This window comes from Kibdelosporangium banguiense, from assembly GCF_017876405.1.
In the GTDB taxonomy this organism is placed as follows: domain Bacteria; phylum Actinomycetota; class Actinomycetes; order Mycobacteriales; family Pseudonocardiaceae; genus Kibdelosporangium; species Kibdelosporangium banguiense.
In genome coordinates, this window is record NZ_JAGINW010000001.1 from 8,576,334 (window position 1) to 8,595,382 (window position 19,049).

A 19,049-nucleotide genomic window follows, 5' to 3' on the forward strand; every position below is an offset into this window, starting at 1 on the left:
GCTGTGACCGATTTCCTCGCACCCGTCGAGGAGACGATCGCCGAGGCTCCGTCGCCGAAAGCCGGCGGCGGAGTCCTCCGCTATCTGCTCACGAAAATCGGCGGCGCCCTGGTGAGTGTCGCCATGGTCGTCGTGCTCGGGTTCCTGCTGTTTCGCGTGATGCCGGGCGACCCGGTCACGCTGATGACCCGCGGCCGTCCGGTCACCGGCGAGATGCTGGACAAACTGCGCGCGGAGAACGGCTACGACCGGCCGCTGTGGGAACAGTTCGTCGACTACATCGGCAAACTCCTGCACGGCGACTTCGGCTGGTCGTACGGCTACAACAGCCCGGCGGGCGAGATCATCGGCCAACGCATCGGCCCTACCCTGCTGCTGGTGGGCACCGCGACTCTGATCGCCGCCGCGTTCGGCCTGTGGCTGGGCGCCAAGACGGCCTGGCGCCGCAACGGGCCGCTGGACCGCAACAGCACCGGTGTGGCGCTGGTGTTCTGGTCGATCCCGCCGTGGTGGCTGGGCATCGTGCTGATGATGGTCGTCGGCGGGGCGTTCCCCAGCGGCGGCATGCAGAGCCCCGACACCCCCGACGCGTTCTTCCCGCACATCCTCGACGTCGCCCACCACATGGTGCTGCCGGTGCTGACGTTGGTGCTCGCGCTCTACGGCCAGTACCAGCTGGTGATGCGCGCGTCGCTGCTGGAGGAGATGAACACCGACTACCTGACCACGGCCCGCGCGAAAGGCCTGCGTGACGACCTGGTCCGCCGGCGGCACGCGCTGCCCAACGCGCTGCTGCCCACCACCACGCTGGTGTTCCTGCACCTGGGCATGGTGGTGTCCGGCGCGATCACCGTGGAGGCGGTGTTCTCCTGGCCCGGCCTCGGCCAGCTGACCTTCGAGGCGCTGAAAGTGAAGGACCTGCCACTGCTGCAAGGGATCTTCATCGTGCTCGTGATCGCGGTGGTGACCATGAACCTGATCGCCGACCTCCTGCTGCGTGTCCTGGACCCCCGGGTGCGTGCCTCTTGAGACGTCGCCTGACAAAGAGACTGCATGAGTCAAGTGCCTCCCAACCGCACCTAAGGGGAACGGGACGCGACTCACCCACAAGTACGGCACCGACCGGTGGGTCTGCTGGAACGCGACCAAACACAAAAATGCGGGGAGGCGGAACAGCGTGGCGCGAGTTCGCAGGCAACCGCGGCGGGCTGATCGGCCTGGTGGTGCTCGGCCTGTTCGTGCTGACCGCGATCTTCGTCCCGCTGCTGATCAGCGATTCCGCGCTGGATGTCACCCGGGCCACCGGCGGACGCCTTGAATCGCCCAGCGGGAACTTCCTGCTCGGCACGGACGAGAACGGCACCTCGATCCTCGCGCTGACGTTGTGGGGCACCAGGATGTCGCTGGTCGTCGGCCTGGCCGCGACGCTGCTGTCGGTGCTGATCGGCACCACGGTCGGCATCCTGGCCGCACACTTCGGCGGCTGGCTGTCGGCGATCCTGTTGCGGTTCACCGACTTCTTCCTGATCATGCCGTCGCTGGTGCTGGCCATCGCGCTCTCGGCGGTGCTGGAGGGCGGCGCGGGCACGATCATCCTGGCCATCGGCGTGGTGTCGTGGCCGACCAGCGCCCGGCTGGTGCGGGCCCAGACACTGTCGGTGGAGGCCCGGCCGTACATCGAACGCGCCAAGGCTCTCGGCGGCGGGCACTCGCACGTGATCTTCAAACACGTGCTGCCCTCGGTGCTGCCGCTGGTGTTCGTCAACACGACTCTGGCGGTGGGCAGCGCGATCGTGGCCGAGTCGACCCTGCGGTTCCTGGGCCTGGGCGACCCCAACGAGGTCACCTGGGGCACGATCCTGCGCTCGGCCAGCAACTCCGGCGCGATCACCTACGGCGCCTGGTGGTACCTGCTGCCGCCAGGCATCGCCATCGCCCTGGTCGTGCTGTCCTTCACGTTGGTCGGGCGCGCGTTGGAGACTGTGCTCAACCCCAAACTCCGGGAGCGCCGATGACACCAGTGCTGGAATTGCGCGACCTGCGAGTGACCTACGCGGGCGGCCATGAAGCGGTCCGTGGCGTGGACCTGATCCTGCAGCCGGGGCAGACCCTGGGCCTGGCAGGCGAATCCGGCTGCGGCAAGTCGACGGTGGCGATGTCGGTGCTGCGGCTGCTGCCCAAGGACGCCGTCATCACCGGCGAGATCCTGCTGGACGGCGAGGACACCCAGGCCATGACCTGGGGCCGGCTGCGGGCGGTGCGCTGGGCCGGGGCGTCGATCGTGTTCCAGGGCGCCATGCACGCCCTGAACCCGGTGCGGCGCATCGGCCGGCAGATCGCCGAGCCGATCCTGCTGCACTCCACGATCCCAGCCGAGAAGGTGCCCGCCCGGGTGGCCGAACTGCTGGCGCAGGTGGAACTGCCGGCCGACAAGGCCGACGCGTACCCGCATGAGCTGTCCGGCGGGCAGAAACAACGCGTGATGATCGCGATGGCGCTGGCGTGTGAGCCGCGGCTGATCATCGCCGACGAGCCGACGACCGCGCTGGACGTGATCGTGCAGGCCCAGGTGCTGCAGGTCCTCACCCGGCTGGTGACCGACCACGCCATCGGCCTGGTCATGATCAGCCACGACCTGTCGGTGCTCGGCTCTGTCTGTGAACGCCTCGCGGTCATGTACGAGGGCGAGATCGTCGAGCTGGGCACCGCGGCGACAGTGGTGCGTGAACCACAACACGCGCACACCCAGGCCCTGGCGGCGGCGTTCCCCACCGTGGGTGACCCGCTTTCGCGCTATGTCCCGGCGACCACGAATCCCGCGGGACTGCCGGAAAGGGTGACTCCATCCGCGGGGGAGCCGTTGCTGCGCACCGAATCGCTGCGGGTGGATTTCCGTAAACGCGGTGGTGGCTGGACACACGCGGTGTCGGAGGTGAACCTGGAGGTCGGGCGCGGCGAGATCGTCGCCCTGGTCGGCCAGTCCGGCTCGGGCAAGACCACCCTCGCGCGGACCGTGCTCGGCCTGCAGGAACCGACCAGCGGCAAGGTGCTGTTCGAGGGCAAGCTCGTGCCGCGTGGCTCCCGCGCGTTGCGGGACTACCGACGGCAGGTGCAGCTGGTGCTGCAGGACCCGGCCAGTGCGCTGAACCCGCGCCAAAGCGTGTACGAGGCGATCGCTGAAGGGCTGCGTATCCACCGGCTGCCGGGTGACGAGCATGAGCAGGTGACCGCCGCGCTGGAGGCCGCTGAGTTGCGTCCGGCGGAGCGGTTCATGCCTGTGCTGCCGCACCAGCTGTCCGGCGGGCAACGGCAGCGCGTGGTGATCGCGGGTGCGCTGGCCCTGCAGCCTCGGCTGCTGGTCGCCGACGAGCCCGTGGCGTCGCTGGACGCGTCGGTTCGTGGCGAGATCTTGGCGTTGTTGCTGCGCCTGCGGGCCCAGCTCGGCCTGGCCGCGCTGGTGATCACGCACGATCTGGGCCTGGCGTGGAACATCGCCGACCGGGTCGCGGTGATGTACCAGGGCGAGCTGGTGGAGGCCGGTCCGGTCGAGCACGTCCTGCTGGAGCCCAGGCACGCTTACACCAAGTCACTGCTGGCCGCCCTGCCGGAAGCAGCGGCGCTACCCTGATCGGACTGGCAGGATTAGGCCAGGGAGGAACCATTACCACACCCGTGGTGAGGTGACCATTGCCACGGGTGGCCCTGACCGCACGGTCGGAGACGGTGTGTAACCTGCTAGACGCCATGGCCACCACCACTGATCCGGCGCCGAACCTGGATAAAACCTTGGGTGCTGACTCCGCTGAGAACGACCAGACCACTGAGTCTGGCAAACCCGCGACCACGGGTATGCCGGTGCGAACTATCGTGCTCGGCACGGTCGGCACCCTGTTGATGCTGCTGACCGCGGTAGGCGCGGCCGGGATCCTGGTGCGTGACCCGATCCTGGGCAACGGCCCGCTGTCGTGGATCCGCTACGGCCACGGCAAGATGCTCGCGACCGCGATCCTGTACATCGGCTTCGCGCTGGTCGTGTGGGCCTGGGTGCGGCTTGGGCGGCACGTGCTGGCCGGGCGGGTCAACGCCCGCGCGGTGCTGACCGCGGCCCTGTGCTGGATGGCCCCGCTGGCGATCAGCCCGCCGGTGTTCACCCGGGACGTGTTCTCCTACCTCGGCCAGGGCATGCTGCCCCTGCAGGACATCGACCCGTACGTGTTCGGCCCGGCGAAGCTGGAGAACATGCCGGAGATCTCCCAGAACGTGCACACGTTCTGGCAGACCACCCCCGCGCCCTACGGGCCGATGTTCATCCTGCTGGCCAAGGGCGTCGTGTCGATCACCGGATCGCACGCGATCTTCGGCGTGATCCTGATGCGCCTGGCCCTGGCGATCGGCCTCGGCCTGCTGATCTGGGCGCTGCCCGGCCTGGTCAAGCACCTGGGCGGCAAGCTCCCGGTCGCGCTGTGGCTGGCGGTGGCCAGCCCGATGACCGTGGTGCACCTGTTCGGCGGCCCGCACAACGACATCCTGATGGTCGGCCTGCTCGCCGCGGGCACACTCTGCGTGCTCAACCGCAAACACGTCCTGGGGATCGTGCTGGTGACCCTGGCGATGGCCGTCAAGGCCTCCGCGGCTGTCGCGTTGCCGTTCCTGGTCTGGGTCTGGGCCAAGCACCTGTCGTCGACGTTCTGGCGCAACTTCGTCCGGGCGGCGTCGCTGTCGATCGGGATCTTCGCCGCTACGTTCACCGCGGTCACCCTGGCCGCCGGGGTCAACCTCGGCTGGCTGCCCGCGCTGCGTGCCCCGGCGATGATCGTGAACTGGATGTCCCCGCCGACCGCGGTCGGAGAGTTCGTGCACTGGCTGGTCGCGCTGGTGTTCAACGTCTCCAAGGACCCGTTCATCTGGGCCACCCGCGGTCTGGGCGCGATCCTGCTGGTCTGGATCTTCGTCAAGCAGTGGTGGGCCGCCCGCGAAGGCGGGGCGGACGCGGTCAGACGCATGGCGCTGGTGCTGCTCGCGGTCGCGCTGCTGTCCCCGGCGACCCTGCCGTGGTACCTGACCTGGGGCTTCGTCATCGCCGCCGCACTGCCGTGGTCGGTCAACCGGCTCCCGCTGTTCGTCGGTGTGGCGGTGTTCCTGGTGCTGACGTACTCGCCGGCCGGTGAGGACCAGCTGTACAACTACCCGTTCATGGCCGCCGCGATACTGGTGTCCATCCTCGCGGCGAAGTCGCTGACCATCATCGACCCGCTGAACATGTTCGGGCACAAGAAACCCGCGCTGGTCGACGTCGGCCCGGCGCCCGCCCCGGCGCAAGCGCCGAAGAGGGACCTGGTCGGGGATTGACGCTCCTGCTGACCCGGTCGGACGTCACCACGCTGCTCGACCTCGACCGGGCACTCGAGCTCATCACCACCGGCTTCACCAGTCCCGCCGCCGATGTCCCCGGGCAACGCGTACGCACCGATCTGCCAGGGCCTGGCACAGCGACCGCGCTGATCCCCGGCCTGCTGCCGGGGATTCCGGCATTTACGGCGAAGGTCAACGCGAAGTTCCCGCACGCCACACCGGCGTTGCGTGGTGTGATCTGCCTGCACAGCCTGCAGACAGGGGAGTTGCTCGCACTGCTGGACTCCGCCAGCGTCACCGCGTGGCGAACCGGCCTGGCGGCAGCAGTGGCCACCCACACCCTGGCGCGGCCTGACGCGTCCTCGATCGGGTTCGTCGGCGCGGGCGCCCAGGCCCAGATGACGTGGACCGCGTTGAGCCACCTGCGACCGTGGACCACCGTCGTGTCCACCGACACCGACCCCGCACGATCGATCGGCGACCCGCTGCCCACCGCCGCCGCGGTCGCCGACACCGCGGACGTCGTCGTGCTCGCGACCTGGTCACGCGAGCCGATCATCGACACCGGCCGGCCCGGCCAGCACTTCACGACCCTTGGCGCCGACGAACCCGGCAAGATCGAACTGTCGCGGCGCCTGCTGGAAACCAGCCGCGTCATCGTCGACGACCCCGTCCTGGTGGCCGCCGCCGGAGCCCTGGGCAATGTCGGCCTCGACGCCACCGCGGCCGCGGGCACCCTCAGTGACGTGCTGCGTGGCAGTATCCCCGCGCACATCGACGGTGGGGTCAGTGTGTACGCCCCGATCGGTCTGCCGTGGCAGGACCTGGCCCTGTCGTGGTCCCTCTACCAGCGCGCCCTCGACACCGGCGCCGGCCTGCGGATCGACCTGCTGGCCTGAAATCCGGCCAGGCGGTCGGTACGTGTTCACTGACGGGTGGTGACCAGGCCCGCACACAGGGTTAAAGATCTTGGATGTTAGGTTGCGCCGATGCAGTCCAAGACCCGCATGATCGGCCGCGACGGGCCGTCGTTCATCGAGGTGGCCCGTCGCGCGCAGATCGTGGAGTGCGCCATCGAGACCATCGCGTCCCTCGGCTACGCCCAGGCGTCGCTCAACCAGATCGCCGAGCGGGCCGGGATCTCCAAAAGCGTGATCTCCTACCATTTCGCCGGCAAGGACGAGCTGATCGACCAGGTCCTCGAGGACGTCAGCGCAGCGGGAGCGGCCCTGATGTGGCCGCGCGTGCAGGCCGAGGAGACCTCCGCGGGCATGCTGCGCGCCTACATCCAGTCCCACATGGACTTCATGCGCACGCACCCTCGGCACGTGGCCGCCGTCTCGGAAATCCTGCTGCACAACCGCACCCAGTTCGACGACGGCCAGGCCACGCCCCTGGAGGAACGCCTGCGCGAAGGTCAGCGCGACGGCGAGTTCCGCGCTTTCTCCCCGCGTGTCATGGCCTGGAGCATCCGTGCCGCCCTCGACGAGGTCGCCCGCCGTTTCGTCGCCAACCCCGGTCTCGGCCTCGACGACTGCGCCCGCGAACTGACGACACTCTTCGATCTGGCCACGAACCGTTCGGCCGCGGCCGAAACGCAGGTGGCGCATGATAGATCCCGTGATTGCCCCTGATCTTGCGAAGTTCGCCGCGTTGCTGGCTGACGGCACTCGTGCGAGTTTCTGCGTAAGCCTGCTGGACGGCCGGGCGTGGACGGCAGGGGAGTTGGCGCGCAGCGCGGGCGTGGCGCCGTCGACGGCGACCGAGCACATCAACCAGCTCATCGCCGGTGGGGTGCTGGCCGAACGGCGGCAGGGCCGCCACCGGTATGTGCAGCTGGCGGACGCGCGGACCGCTGAACTCATCGAGACTCTCGCCGCGCACGCGCCTTCCGCGCCGAGGCCGACGTCGCTGCGGTCGGCGACGATCGCCTCAGCGTTGGCCAGTGGCCGCACGTGCTACGACCACCTGGCGGGGCGGCTGGGCGTGCAGGTCACTGCCGCGATGGTTGAGCGGGGACTGCTGAGTACCGACAACGGTTTGGTCGTCACTGCGATGGGGACGCGGTGGCTGACGGATCTCGGTGTGGATCTCGACGGGTTGCGGCGGGCGCGTCGGCCGTTCATCCGGGAATGTCTGGATTGGACCGAACGGTTGTCGCATGTGGCCGGTGGGGTCGGAGCCGCTGTGTGCCAGGCGTTCTTCGACGCCGGATGGATCACGCGCACCGGTTCCAGCCGAGCGGTCCGCGTCACCGCCACAGGCGAGACAGCCCTGCACAAGCAGCTTGGTATTCCCTTGCCCGCTGCGGAACTGGCCGGATAAAGTCAAGCGGGGAGTGTCTCCGTTTACGGGAAGGCCGGCATGCTCACGTCAGACGACCGGACAGCCATCCATGATCTTCTCGCCATGCACGGTCATCTGTGTGACAGCGGCGAGCTCGACCGGTTCAACGAGGTGTTCACCGACGACGTCACCTATGACATCACCGACTTCGGGCAGGAACCGCTTCATGGAGTGGCCGCGTGTGCGGCGGCGGGACGTGCGCTGGGTGAGGCGAACCCGGTCGGGCATCACGTCACGAACATAGTGCTCACCGAGCAGGCCGACGGCCATGTGCACGCCCGGTCGAAAGGCATCGGCATCCGTGCGGACGGTTCGTGCGCGAGCGTGACCTACGAGGACACGGTCGTCCGCGTGGCCGAGGGCTGGCGGATCAGCCGCCGGACCATACTGGCCCGGCGGCGTCCGCTTGGACTGTGAGGCTCAGGCCTCGATGTAGTCCTTGTAGTGCGGGACCCACATGGTGGTCGCGCTGTCGGTCGGCTTGGCCTGGTATTTGCGCTTCTCTCGCATGTCGTCGAGCTCGTTGCGCATTTGGCTGTAGAGCTCGGTGATGGCCTGGGCGACCTCGTCCTCGATCTTGCGGGCCTCGCTGACGTACTTGCGGGCGATGTCGGCCAGTGCGTCGGCGTTGCCCAGCTCGAGGTGTTTCTGCCGGCCGTCCTGGGTGGTCTTCACGGCCTCGCCGATGACCTCGGTCGCCACCAGGCCCATCATCACCGGGGCGGCCGCGCCGCCGGTGATGACCGTGCCGACTGCCGCGACGATTCCGGTGACCGCGATGGACTTCCAGTCGAAGGTCGCCGGGCTGCTGCCGTCGTCGAACACGTCCTTGCGGCCGAAGCGTTCCATCAGCGCGTTCATCAGTTTGGCGATGTCCTCGCCGGCCTTCTTGAAGATCGCGCGGTAGCGCGCGAGGTTCAGGGCCACGATGTACAGCAGGTTCTCGGTGTAGACCGAGTAGGCGATGTAGTCGTTCTCGTACTCGTGCGCGCCGGTGTCCTCCTTGCCGTACCAGGACTTGCGCATCTGCATCCAGTTCATCCTGGCCGGGTGCAGTTCCGGGTACTTCACGTCGGTGACCGGTTCGCCGTTGCCCGCGCCGTCGGTGTCGGCCTTACGGTTCTTGTCGGTGTAGGTGAAGCAGCCCTCGGTGAGCTTCAGGTACGTCGCCTCGAGCGCTGATTCCTTCACGCCCGCCACCGCCTGTGCGGAGCGGAAGAACTGGCCGAGGTCGCCTGCGAGGTCGCGCAGCACCGATTCCGCCTGGTACTGGGCGTCGGAGTCGAGTGGCTCGACGCGCTTGGAGAACTCCGAGTCCGTCTCGCCGGTCGCGCTGGGTGAGCGGTCGGCGTAGATCCGGGGCCCGTCGTTGGAGTTGGGGTCCATCAGGTACTTGATCCACGCGTTGAGCTCGCTCGCGGCCTTCGCCAGCTCCGGGTCGATGTCCGAGCTGATCCCGGAGACCGGGACGGGGCCGGCGCCTGGGGGAAGTGACATGTCAGTACCCCAGTCCCTGCAAGTGGCTGTCCACGGCCAGGAACCGGTTGGCGATGACGGTCTCCCGGTTCTTGGCGCCCTGGATGTGGGTCTGCAGCGCGGCCTTGTACTCCTCCAGCGATTCGGCGAGCTCGGTGTGCTCCATGAGCACCTGCCGCAGCTGCCATTCCGTCTCGTTGAAGAACGAGCTGCTGGCCGTGCGCACGACACCGTTGCCCTCACCGCCGAACCAGCCGCCGCCTTCGTTTTCGTAGGCCTTGGCGACATCGTCGTGCGCGGTCTTGAAGCCGCCGTCGATCTCCCGGACCCGCTTGATCACCGGGTCGAGGTACCACTCGATCGACTGCTTCATGCCGTCCGGGTCCAGGGCGTAGTCCGGGTCCTGCTGTGGTTGTTCTCGCACGGTCCTACCTCACTCGGATGGTTCTGTCCCCCTGTGCTGTCCGCACCAGTGGTCACGACGCCCCAAGGCAGTCGAACCCGGTCGCCCCCAGCGGCGAACACCATAGTCGACGGCGTGTCGATCTTTCCGGTTCCGTGACCAGCCACAACGTGACGCGGCCCACGTCCTGCCCCAGCCTCGCCGGCCAAATCGGGCGAACACGGTCGCCGGGGCCGGTCGTCGCCGCGTGTCCGGTCCGCTACGCTCGGCAACGGCTCGGGACGGGGAGGCCGGCATGCGCGGACAGTGGCTCGGTGCGGCGATCATGCTCATGGTGCTGACCGGCTGCACCGGCGACCCACCACCACAGCCTCCGCCCACTGTCCCTGTCACCTCGGCGCCGTCGGTGCCCAGCGGTCCGACGTTGCCCAGCGCGCCTCCCGTACCCAGCCCGCTCAACGCCACGGTGTTCGAGACCGAACCGTGCCGCAGCCTCACCGGCGCCCAGCAGCAACAGTTCGGCCTGGACAGCGGCACAGTCAAGGACGCTGCCGTGGAAGGCAAAAGCTGTTTCTACCGGTATCCCGGCCCGATGCCGCAGGCGGTGTCGGTGACGTACGCGTCGAAGTCGACCAACGGCCTCACCATCCGCTACATCGAACACGCCCGCGGCGCATACAAGTACTGGGAGCCCGCCACGGTCGACGGGTATCCCGCGGCAGGCTACGACCCAGGCATTGACCTGCAGTTCTGCAGTTTCGCCGTAGGCCTGACCGATTCTCTGTTCTTCTGGGTGACCGCCCCCGACAACGCCGGTGCTGGCCGGTGTTCGACAGCGAAGGCAGTGGCGACAGCGGTCGTGGCGACGATCAGGGCGAACCAGTAGCCATCCCTTTCAGAGGTAGTCGCGGTAGTGCGGTGCGAGCTGAGTCTTCGTGCCTGTCCGTGGTTTGGCCTCGTATTGCCGCATCTCGCGGATCCGGTCGATCTGCACGCGCAGGCTCTCGTAGAGCTGTTTGACCGCCTCGGCGGTGTCGCGTTCGATCTTGGTGACCGCGTCCAGGTACTGCTTGGCAGGTTCGCGGAGCCGGTAATGGTCCTGGATGGGTTTCGACTGCGCTGTCTTGCCTGCCTCACCGGTCAGTTCGGTGACGACACTGGCCAACGCCTTCGCCACGGTGATACCGCCCGAAATGACGGTGGTCACCGCAGCGACCAGGCCGGTGATGATGACCGACTTGACGTCGATGGTGAATCCGGTGCCGCCGTACCAGTTGTGTTTGGCGAACGTCTCGGTCAGTGCCTTCATCAGGCTGGTGATGTCTTTGCCCGCCTGGGCGAAGATGGCCTGGTACTTCGCGATGTGCTCGGCTACGGCGTAGAAGCCGTTCTCGGTGTGCACCTGGTAGGTGATGAAGTCGCCCTCGTACTCGTGTGCAGCGTTGTCGAGCGCGCCGTGGAAGTCCTTGCGCATCTGCATCCAGTCCGCCCGCGCTGGATGTACCTCCGGATAGCGTGGCGCGTTCTCCAGCCCGATTTCCCGGCCGCGGCTGTCGTCAAGCTGGCGCTCGGCGTTCGTCCAGGTGAGACAGCCTTCGGTGAGCTTCATGAAGGTCGAGCCGAGCAGTGACTCGCTGATACCGCTGACGGCCTGCGCGGGCCGGAAGAACTGCCCGGGATCCGCCTGGAAACCGTCCAGGATGGGGACGACCTCGTACTGTCCGGTCTGTTCGTCCAGGTGCGGCAAGCGCCGGGGCACTTCGGAGTCGATCGGCGGCTGGCCGGCCGGTCCGCGTTCGCGGTAGATGCGCGGACCGTCGTGGGACTCGGGGCGTGTCAGGTAGTCGATCCAGGCGTTGAGCTCGGCGGCGGCCTCAGCCAGTTCCGGATCAGTCTGCGCGTTGATGCCCGCGACGGGCAGCGGGCTGCGGCCGGGAGGCAACGGCATCGTCAGTGGCCCTGCCCTTCCAGCTCGGCGTCGATCGCCCGGAATCTCGTGGCGATTTGCTGTTCTGTGTCGCGAATGGCTGCGATATGGCCTTTGAGCATGGCCCGGTAGTCCTGGAGTGAACGCAACTGTTCGGCATGGTCGGCTGTCAGCTGCCGCACTTGCCACTCCGCGGCGTTGAGAAACGAACTGCTGATCATGGGGATCTCGTTGTTCCCCACCCCGCCGAACCAGCCTGGCGTCTGGTTGTCGTGTGCCGCCTTGATCTCGCCATGCGCCGCGGAATAGTTGCCATTGATCTTTTCAAGCTGGTTGAGCACAGGTTCGAGAAACCACCTGATCGCCTGCTCCATACCGCTCGGATCGACTGCGTAGTCGGGCTGCGGCCCGCTGTCCGGTGTGACCATGTGCTGTTGTCCCCTCCTCGTACGCGCATGCGCGCACAGCACATAGTGTCAGAACCTGTCGCTGACCGTAGGCGAATGATTACTCGATCAAGCCTGACAGCGGCTGTCAGGCTCCGTTGGGACGATCAGGACATGAAGCTCATCGCGAAGTTCGAGATCACCGGCTGGGACCAGGCCACCTACGACGAGCACGACGACGGCCCGCCGCTGGGCAAGGCCACCATCGCCAAGAGCTACACCGGGGACCTGCAAGCGATCAGCACCGCGCAGATGCTCGCCTGCCAGACCGGTGACCAGCCCACCGACGGCGCCGGGTACATGGCGCAGGAGCGCGTGGTGGGCACGCTCAACGGCCGCGTGGGCACGTTCGTGCTCCAGCACGGCGCGTGCGGAGGACCGGACGGAACCGAGCAGTACGGGTTCATCGTGCCCGGTTCCGGCACTGGTGAGCTCACCGCGATCAAGGGCACCTGCCGCGTCCAGCACGGCGAGCTGACCCTGGACTACGAGCTGGGCTGACCCAACGCGGGTTCCAGCACCGTGAGCGTGCCGTTGTCGGCGTCCAGTTCCGCCTCGACGCCCAGCGGCACGGTCAGCTGTGCCTTGCAGTGCCCGAAACCCAGCTCCCAGATCGTCGGCATCCCCAGCGAGCCGATCAGGTCGGCCAGCACGGCCTCGACCACGGCCGCGTCGCCGCAGTCGGTCCACGACCCGAGAGCGACACCGTTCACGCCGGTGAACCAGCCGTCGCGCAGCAACGCCGTGAAGATCCGGTCCAGCCGGTAGGTGTCCTCGGTGATGTCCTCCAGCACCAGGATCGCGTTCTCCGGCGGCGGCCCGCCGAGCAGGCTCGCGGTGCCGCCCACCAGGACACCCCGCGCCTGGCCGTGCACCATCGTCGCGCTGGCGGGACCGGTGAGCACCTGCACGGACTCCGGTTCGAACAACGTGCGCCGCAGGTGATCCCGGGCCGCGGCGTCGGAGACGAACGCGAGGGTGGCGGTCATCGGCGCGAACAACGTCGCCACGCCCAGGTGTTCGGCGAACGCCGCGTGCAGCACGGTGATGTCGCTGGAGCCCACGAACAGCTTGGGGCCCGCGGCTTTCATCGCGTTCCAGTCCAGCAGGTCGACCATCCGCAGCGTGCCGTACCCGCCACGCGCGCAGAACACGGCCTCGACCTCGGGATCACACCACGCGGCCTGCAAATCGGCCGCGCGGTCGGCGTCCAGGCCGGCCAGGTACGGCAGCGTCGGGTGCTTGTCGAAGACGTGTTTGCCGATCTCGACGCGCAGCCCCCACGACTCCAGGTGCGCGACGCCGTCACGCAGCAACGCCGGCGGGACGGGCCCGGACGGCGCGACGATCGCCACGCGGGAACCCGGGCGCAGCCGGGCCGGACGAGTGTTCATGACCGCAGCTCCAACGCCGGCACGCCGGGTGGCGTGAACCCGAAAACCTGACCGTAGAACGACAACTGGGCGTGCAGCACGGCGACCACTGTGTCGGCTTTGCGGAATCCGTGCTGCTCGCCCTCGAAGGTCAGGTATGCGTGCGGGATGCCGCTGCCTCGCAGGGTGGCCACGAACCGGTCGGCCTGCTCGGGCGGGCAGATCTGGTCTTCCAGGCCCTGCAGCAGCAGCACCGGCCCGGCGAGCTTGTCGACGTGGTTGATCGGCGAGCGCTCGGCGTAGCGGTCCAGGTGCTCGGGCAGGGTGCCGACGAGGCCTTCGACGTAACGCGACTCGAAGTCGTGGGTCTCGCCGCCGCTGGACGTCCACCCGGCCAGGTCCAGGATCGGGTACTGGATCGTGGCGCACCGGTAGACGCGGGTGCTGGTCATCGACGCGGCCGCGGTCCAGCCGCCCGCGCTGCCACCGCTGATCACCAGCCGGTCGCCGTCCGCGGTGCCCTGCTCGGACAGCGCGCGTGCGACGGTCGCGCAGTCGTTGACGTCGACCACGCCCCACTGCTCGTTGAGCGCCTCCCGGAACTGGCGGCCGTATCCGGTGGAGCCGCCGTAGTTGACCGCGACCACGCCGATGCCGCGGCTGGTGAAGTACGCGATCTCCAGGTTCAGCAGCGGCGTGAACTTCCCGGTCGGGCCGCCGTGCACGTGGACGATGTACGGGGGTTTCTCGTCGCTGGGGCCGGTGTAGTCCGGGCTGTGCGGCGCGTACACGTATGCCGGGATCTCGCCGAACCATTCTTCGCGTGGCTGCGGCAGGTAGTCGGGGTCGACCGGCGGGTTCTGCGGCGTGTACGCGGTGACCTCGCCCCGGGAGAGGTCCAGGCCGACCACAGCCAGTTCCAGCACCGGGCTGCCCGCCGCGGAGTACACGACGCCGTCGGCCGCGACCAGGTCCGGTTTCCACGCGGTGAGCTCGGTGTCGACGTCGGTGACGGTGCCGCTGCGTTCGTCCACAATGGCCAGGGCGGTGGACCGCAGCACCGCGTACCGGCCCGAGCCCAGGGGCGTGAACCAGCGCCAGCCCATCCGCCACATCGCGCCGCCGATCTCCTCCTGGCAGGGCGCGAGGTTCTTGACCGACCCGGTGATGCCGATCCGGAAGAGGTTCCACCAGCCCTCCGGGTCCGACAGCACCAGCAGGTTCTGCGCGTCCTCCCATTCGACCTGGCAGACGGCCTCCCTGTGACCGCCGGCCACGACCTTGTGCGGCCCGAACGTGCCGTCGGGGCTGATCGGCGCGACACACAGTTCATTGCCGTCCCACGGCATCGCCGGGTGGTTCCAGCCGATCCACGCCGCGTGCCGCCCGTCGGGGCTGATCTTGGGCGCGGACATGAAGTGGTGGCTGGCGCCCAGGATCCGGACCTGGCCGTCGGCCAGGGCGACGAGCTCACGGCGGATGTCGGTGGGCGCGTCGCCGGTCACGGTCTCCCGTACGCACCACACCTGGCCGTCAGGGCCCGCGATCAGGTCGCCGAACCGGTATCCGTGGGGTTGCTCGTGCTCGGGTGTGATCGGCTCGGGTTCGCCGCCGTCGAGGCTCGCCTGGTAGACGCGCTGGTCGGCCCAGTTGGTGAACACGACCCGGTCGTGCAGGACCGTCCACGGCCGCCCTCCGTACTCGTGCAGGCGGTTGCGGGCGTTCCACTGCGGACCCAGCACGTCGGCAGGGGGCTGGCCGGGGGATTTGCGGACCAGTGCGACGCGCCCGTTCTCGTGGGGCCGGCGTTCGGCCCACCACAGGTCGTCGCCGTACAGATCCACCCATTCCGGGCCACCGCCGGCCGCGGCCGTCTCGGCGGCGGTCACTGGTGACTTCCAGGTTCCGTAAGAAGCGATCTCCACCACAGCGGCGACAGTACTGGTCGGTTCACCTCTGGGTCACCGGCTGTGAGTCTGGTGTCAAGTTCGGTGGCCGGGCTGCTGGCGCACCGGCGCGTGCCCTAGGGTCGAGGGTGCCATGGCTCGTGTCATACATGTCTTCCGTCAGCCCGACCGGTTCATCGCCGGGACAGTCGGGCAACCAGGTGATCGCACTTTTTTCCTGCAGGCCTCCCAGGATGCCCGCACGATCAGCGTCGCACTGGAGAAACAGCAGGTCGCGGTGCTCGCCGAGCGGATCGGATCACTGCTTGACGAAGTCGGCCGCCGCTTCGGCGCCGAGGTCCCCGGCGACACCCCGGACGACCTGCTGGACTCCGAACCGTTGCAGGTGCCGCTGGAGGAGGAGTTCAAGGTCGGCACGATGGGGCTGGGCTGGGACGCCGACTCCCGCGCGGTGGTGATCGAACTGCTCGCGGTCAGCGAGGCCGAAGTGGACGAAGCGGTCGTTCTGGACGACACCGAAGAAGGCCCCGACGCGGTGCGCGTGTTCCTGACCCCCGCGCACGCCAAGGCCTTCGCCGACAGAGCAGACCGAGTGGTGCGCGCCGGCCGCAAACCGTGCCCGCTGTGCGGCGAGCCGCTCGACGCCGACGGCCACGTCTGTCCACGCCAGAACGGCTACCGCCGAAGCGAAGAAGGCTGAGTGCAGGCCACCGGCGGCCCGGCAGCCCTCGAGCTGATCACCCGGGGCAAGATCGACGTGGAAGGCCGTCTGGTCGACGCCTCGAACGCCACGCTCTACTGCGCCATCAACCACAACGGCGTCTCGGCGCACTGTGTGTACAAGCCGATCAACGGCGAACGCGCGCTGTGGGACTTCCCCGACGGAACCCTCGCCGGCCGCGAAGTAGCCGCCTACCTGGTCTCCGACGCCTCAGGCCTCGGCCTGGTCCCGCCCACGGTGCTGCGCCCGGGCCCCTTCGGCCCCGGCATGGTCCAGCTCTGGATAGACACCAAGGAAGGCGACGACCTGGTCGACGTCCTGCCGCCCGACGAAGTCCCCGACGGCTGGCGCATGGTCCTGCGCGCCCACGACCGCTTCGGCGACCCGGCAGTCCTGACCCACGCCGACCACCCCAGCGTAAAACTCCTCGCGGCCCTGGACATAGTCATCAACAACGCCGACCGCAAAGGCGGCCACGTCCTGCACGGCACCGACGGCAACGTCTACGGCGTCGACCACGGCATCTGCCTGCACACCGAGAACAAGCTCCGTACCGTGCTGTGGGGCTTCCTCGGTGAGCCTTTGCCGGAGGAGGCGATCGTCGGGCTTGCCCGGGTGCGTTCGGCCCTGGACGACTCGTTGGGGGAGCAGCTCAGCGAGCACCTCACCCGCCATGAGGTCCGCGCTCTGCGCCACCGCACCGACGCCTTGCTGCAGAACCCGGTGTACCCGGAGCCCAACCCGGACGGCCGCCCCATTCCCTGGCCGGCTTTCTGACGTCCAGGCCGCGCCTAATAGCCGGATGAAACGCTGTTTTCCTTACATGGCAAGAAAAACCGGCTATTGTGGTCGGTCTTGCAATGGGGCAGGCGAGGTCTGGGAGGACGCGATGGGTCGTCGCGGAGTCACCTTCATTGTCGCGGTGGCGGCTGCCGGTTTGTTCGGCGGCACTGCCAGTGCGGTGGAGGAGCGGTACGGCGAGCCCAGGCTGGAGGTGCTGTCCGGGCCGGCGCAGTACGTCAGCGGAGGCGCCGCCCGTCTGCGTGTGGTCACCCCCAGGAACACGACAGCGAAGATCGCCGTCAACGGGACCGACGTCAGCGCGGCGTTCACACCGAACGGTCATGCGCTGGAAGGCGTCGTGAGGGACCTGCCGCTGGGCACGAGCCGCGTCGAGGCGAGGACAGCCCGGGGGAGAGCCGAGCTGAAACTGGTCAACCACCCGATCACTGGCCCGATGTTCTCCGGCCCGCAGCAACCCGACTTCTTCTGTTCCACGCCCGCTCACCTGGCCGGGTTCGACCTGGCGCCGCCGTTCCTGGACAGCAACTGCTCGCTGGCCACCCAGGTCGGCCACTACTACCTCGCCACCAACGGCGACTGGAAACCCTACGACCGCAACGCTCCGCGGCCCGCCGACATGACACGAACACCCACCGGCGTGGACTTCGTCATCCGCTGGGAACGCGGCACGATCAACCGCTTCATCTACACGATCGCCGTGCTCGACCCCGCCGGCACGGGCACTTCCGCCTGGAACCGCAAACTCATCTACTACTTCGGCGGCGGCGTCGCCATCGGCCACTACCAGGGCTCCAACAACCGCAACGAGTCCCGCTACACCTACGGCCTCGGGCAGGGCTACGCCATCGCGTGGTCGACCGGCACGAAGACCAACACGCACTACAACCTCGTCCTCGGTGGCGAGACCGCCATGATGGTCAAGTCGCGGTTCGTCACCGAGTACGGCAACCCGCAGTACACCGTCGGGCTCGGTGGGTCCGGCGGCGGGATCCAGCAATACGTCTACGCCCAGAACCATCCGGGGCTGCTCGACGGCGCCATCCCGCAGTACTCCTACCCCGACATGGTCACCCAGGCCATCCACGTCGGCGACTGTGAACTGCTCGAACGCTGGATGGACCTGAAGGTCCGCGCCGATCCCGCCTCCAAGTGGGCGACCTGGACCAACCGCACCTTGCTGGAAGGCCTGGCCGCCTCGGACACCGTGGCCAACCCGTATCAAGCGCTCACACCGTGGCTGAAGACGCCCGGATCGTCGGAATGCATCAACGGCTGGCGCGGCCTGTCCCCGCTGGTGCTCAACCCGAAGTTCGGCACCGCGCCCGGCATCACCCCGCAGCAACAGGCCCAGGTCGAGTGGACCCACTGGAATGACGCCGTCAACGTCTACGGCCGCGACCCGGCCACCGGGTTCGCCCGTTCCACCTGGGACAACGTCGGCGTCCAGTACGGGCTCAAAGCGTTGGTGGACAAGCAGATCACGCCCGCCGAGTTCCTCGACCTGAACGCGACCGTGGGCGCGTGGAAACCTCCGCACGAGAACGTGCAGGAAGGCTGCCCGTTCATTCCCACCGCGTGCCCGGCCGACATCGATGTGTGGAGCGCACGCAACGCGACCATGCCCGGCGCCGACGGCGTGGCACCCAGAACCGCAGGCAGCGTCGAGGCGATGCAGGCGGCGTACCGGGAAGGGCTGGTGTTCGACGGCAAGATCGACATCCCGGCCATCGACTGGCGCCACTACCTCGACGGCGAGCTGGACATGCACAACGCCCGCCAGTCCTTCGCCGCCCGCCAGCGCATCCTCGACCGCAAGGGCAACGCCGCCAACCAGATCGTGTGGTTCACCGACGCCCGCCCGGCACGCGCGTTCGACCAGACCCCGATGGCGCTGGCCGTGATGGACCAGTGGCTGGGCAACCTGCGCGCCCGCCCCTGGCTCGGTGTGGCCGGCTCGAAGCCACAGGAGGCCGTCGACAGCTGCTTCGCCACCAACGGATCTCTCATCTACAAGGGCGCGGACGCCTGGAACGGCATCCTGTCCGGCAAAACCGGACCGTGCACCGCCCAGTTCCCGATCCACGGCACATCCCGCACAGTCGCGGGCGGACCGTTCGACGAGCAGCACTACAAGTGCGCGCTGCAACCCGTGCAATGGGCGCTCGCACGCGGCCTGTACGGATCGTGGCGCCCCACAAGCGCCGAGGTGGACCGTCTCAAGCAGATCTTCCCGACCGGAGTCTGCGACTACACCCGGCCCGACGCCGGCAGGCCGCGTTAATCCCAGGAACTCA

Annotated in this window: 19 protein-coding genes; 13 read left to right on the forward strand and 6 right to left on the reverse strand. The window is 68.2% G+C overall.

Features of this window, described 5'->3' with window-relative positions; all coding sequences use genetic code 11:
* Nucleotides 1–3: 3 nt before the first annotated feature.
* From JOF56_RS38870 to JOF56_RS38905, 8 genes are all read left to right on the forward strand, one after another.
* A complete protein-coding gene (locus JOF56_RS38870; RefSeq protein ID WP_307855454.1) occupies nt 4–1,029 on the forward strand; it encodes an ABC transporter permease in 1,026 nt (341 codons plus the stop codon).
* A gap of 128 nt (nt 1,030–1,157) precedes the next feature.
* Nucleotides 1,158–2,015: an ABC transporter permease gene (locus JOF56_RS38875; RefSeq protein ID WP_209644403.1), complete on the forward strand. Its 858-nt coding sequence runs from the start codon at nt 1,158–1,160 to the stop codon at nt 2,013–2,015.
* Nucleotides 2,012–3,628 (forward strand): dipeptide ABC transporter ATP-binding protein, encoded by a 1,617-nt coding sequence (locus JOF56_RS38880; RefSeq protein ID WP_209644404.1) that lies wholly within the window; start codon nt 2,012–2,014, stop codon nt 3,626–3,628. Before JOF56_RS38875 ends, JOF56_RS38880 begins: the two co-directional genes overlap by 4 nt.
* Before the next feature lie 116 nt (nt 3,629–3,744).
* Entirely contained in the window at nt 3,745–5,349 is a 1,605-nt protein-coding gene (mptB, locus tag JOF56_RS38885) for a polyprenol phosphomannose-dependent alpha 1,6 mannosyltransferase MptB (protein ID WP_209644405.1), read from the forward strand.
* The gene (locus JOF56_RS38890; protein ID WP_209644406.1) at nt 5,346–6,251 is read left to right on the forward strand and encodes an ornithine cyclodeaminase family protein; all 906 of its coding nucleotides are present in this window, start codon (nt 5,346–5,348) and stop codon (nt 6,249–6,251) included. The genes mptB and JOF56_RS38890 overlap by 4 nt, the downstream gene beginning before the upstream one ends.
* A 90-nt stretch (nt 6,252–6,341) precedes the next feature.
* Complete coding sequence (locus JOF56_RS38895; protein ID WP_209644407.1) at nt 6,342–6,986, forward strand: TetR/AcrR family transcriptional regulator; 645 nt, start codon at nt 6,342–6,344, stop codon at nt 6,984–6,986.
* Nucleotides 6,973–7,677: an ArsR/SmtB family transcription factor gene (locus JOF56_RS38900; protein ID WP_307855455.1), complete on the forward strand. Its 705-nt coding sequence runs from the start codon at nt 6,973–6,975 to the stop codon at nt 7,675–7,677. Before JOF56_RS38895 ends, JOF56_RS38900 begins: the two co-directional genes overlap by 14 nt.
* A gap of 39 nt (nt 7,678–7,716) precedes the next feature.
* A complete protein-coding gene (locus JOF56_RS38905; protein WP_209644409.1) occupies nt 7,717–8,115 on the forward strand; it encodes a nuclear transport factor 2 family protein in 399 nt (132 codons plus the stop codon).
* A 3-nt stretch (nt 8,116–8,118) separates the two neighbouring features.
* Here the strand turns inward: JOF56_RS38905 and JOF56_RS38910 are convergent, their stop codons facing one another.
* Complete coding sequence (locus JOF56_RS38910) at nt 8,119–9,195, reverse strand: hypothetical protein (protein WP_209644410.1); 1,077 nt, start codon at nt 9,193–9,195, stop codon at nt 8,119–8,121.
* Nucleotide 9,196: 1 nt separating this feature from the next.
* On the reverse strand, nt 9,197–9,598 hold the full coding sequence (locus JOF56_RS38915; RefSeq protein WP_209644411.1) for a hypothetical protein: 402 nt from the start codon (nt 9,596–9,598) through the stop codon (nt 9,197–9,199).
* A gap of 274 nt (nt 9,599–9,872) precedes the next feature.
* Here JOF56_RS38915 and JOF56_RS38920 point away from each other — a divergent pair, with 274 nt between their 5' ends.
* Nucleotides 9,873–10,463 carry a DUF3558 family protein gene (locus JOF56_RS38920; RefSeq protein ID WP_209644412.1) on the forward strand — a complete coding sequence of 197 codons (591 nt, stop codon included), beginning with the start codon at nt 9,873–9,875 and terminating at the stop codon, nt 10,461–10,463.
* Between the two features lie 9 nt (nt 10,464–10,472).
* Here JOF56_RS38920 and JOF56_RS38925 read toward each other — a convergent pair whose 3' ends face one another.
* Nucleotides 10,473–11,525, reverse strand: coding sequence for a hypothetical protein (locus tag JOF56_RS38925; protein ID WP_209644413.1), 1,053 nt, complete (start codon nt 11,523–11,525; stop codon nt 10,473–10,475).
* A 2-nt stretch (nt 11,526–11,527) separates the two neighbouring features.
* Nucleotides 11,528–11,878 (reverse strand): hypothetical protein, encoded by a 351-nt coding sequence (locus JOF56_RS38930; protein ID WP_209644414.1) that lies wholly within the window; start codon nt 11,876–11,878, stop codon nt 11,528–11,530.
* A gap of 186 nt (nt 11,879–12,064) precedes the next feature.
* Between JOF56_RS38930 and JOF56_RS38935 the strand changes: the two genes are divergently transcribed.
* Complete coding sequence (locus JOF56_RS38935) at nt 12,065–12,451, forward strand: DUF3224 domain-containing protein (RefSeq protein ID WP_209644415.1); 387 nt, start codon at nt 12,065–12,067, stop codon at nt 12,449–12,451.
* On the opposite strand, the gene JOF56_RS38940 is transcribed toward JOF56_RS38935, so the two are convergent.
* On the reverse strand, nt 12,436–13,344 hold the full coding sequence (locus JOF56_RS38940) for a S66 peptidase family protein (RefSeq protein ID WP_209644416.1): 909 nt from the start codon (nt 13,342–13,344) through the stop codon (nt 12,436–12,438). The two genes, JOF56_RS38935 and JOF56_RS38940, sit on opposite strands and share 16 nt — an antisense overlap.
* Nucleotides 13,341–15,251 carry a prolyl oligopeptidase family serine peptidase gene (locus JOF56_RS38945; RefSeq protein WP_209644417.1) on the reverse strand — a complete coding sequence of 637 codons (1,911 nt, stop codon included), beginning with the start codon at nt 15,249–15,251 and terminating at the stop codon, nt 13,341–13,343. The genes JOF56_RS38940 and JOF56_RS38945 overlap by 4 nt, the downstream gene beginning before the upstream one ends.
* 112 nt (nt 15,252–15,363) lie before the next feature.
* Between JOF56_RS38945 and JOF56_RS38950 the strand changes: the two genes are divergently transcribed.
* The 3 genes from JOF56_RS38950 (at nt 15,364) to JOF56_RS38960 (ending at nt 19,036) form a co-directional block, all read left to right on the forward strand.
* Complete coding sequence (locus JOF56_RS38950; protein WP_209644418.1) at nt 15,364–15,930, forward strand: DUF3090 domain-containing protein; 567 nt, start codon at nt 15,364–15,366, stop codon at nt 15,928–15,930.
* On the forward strand, nt 15,931–16,728 hold the full coding sequence (locus tag JOF56_RS38955; RefSeq protein WP_209644419.1) for an SCO1664 family protein: 798 nt from the start codon (nt 15,931–15,933) through the stop codon (nt 16,726–16,728).
* Nucleotides 16,729–16,840: 112 nt separating this feature from the next.
* On the forward strand, nt 16,841–19,036 hold the full coding sequence (locus JOF56_RS38960) for a DUF6351 family protein (RefSeq protein WP_209644420.1): 2,196 nt from the start codon (nt 16,841–16,843) through the stop codon (nt 19,034–19,036).
* Nucleotides 19,037–19,049: the final 13 nt, after the last annotated feature.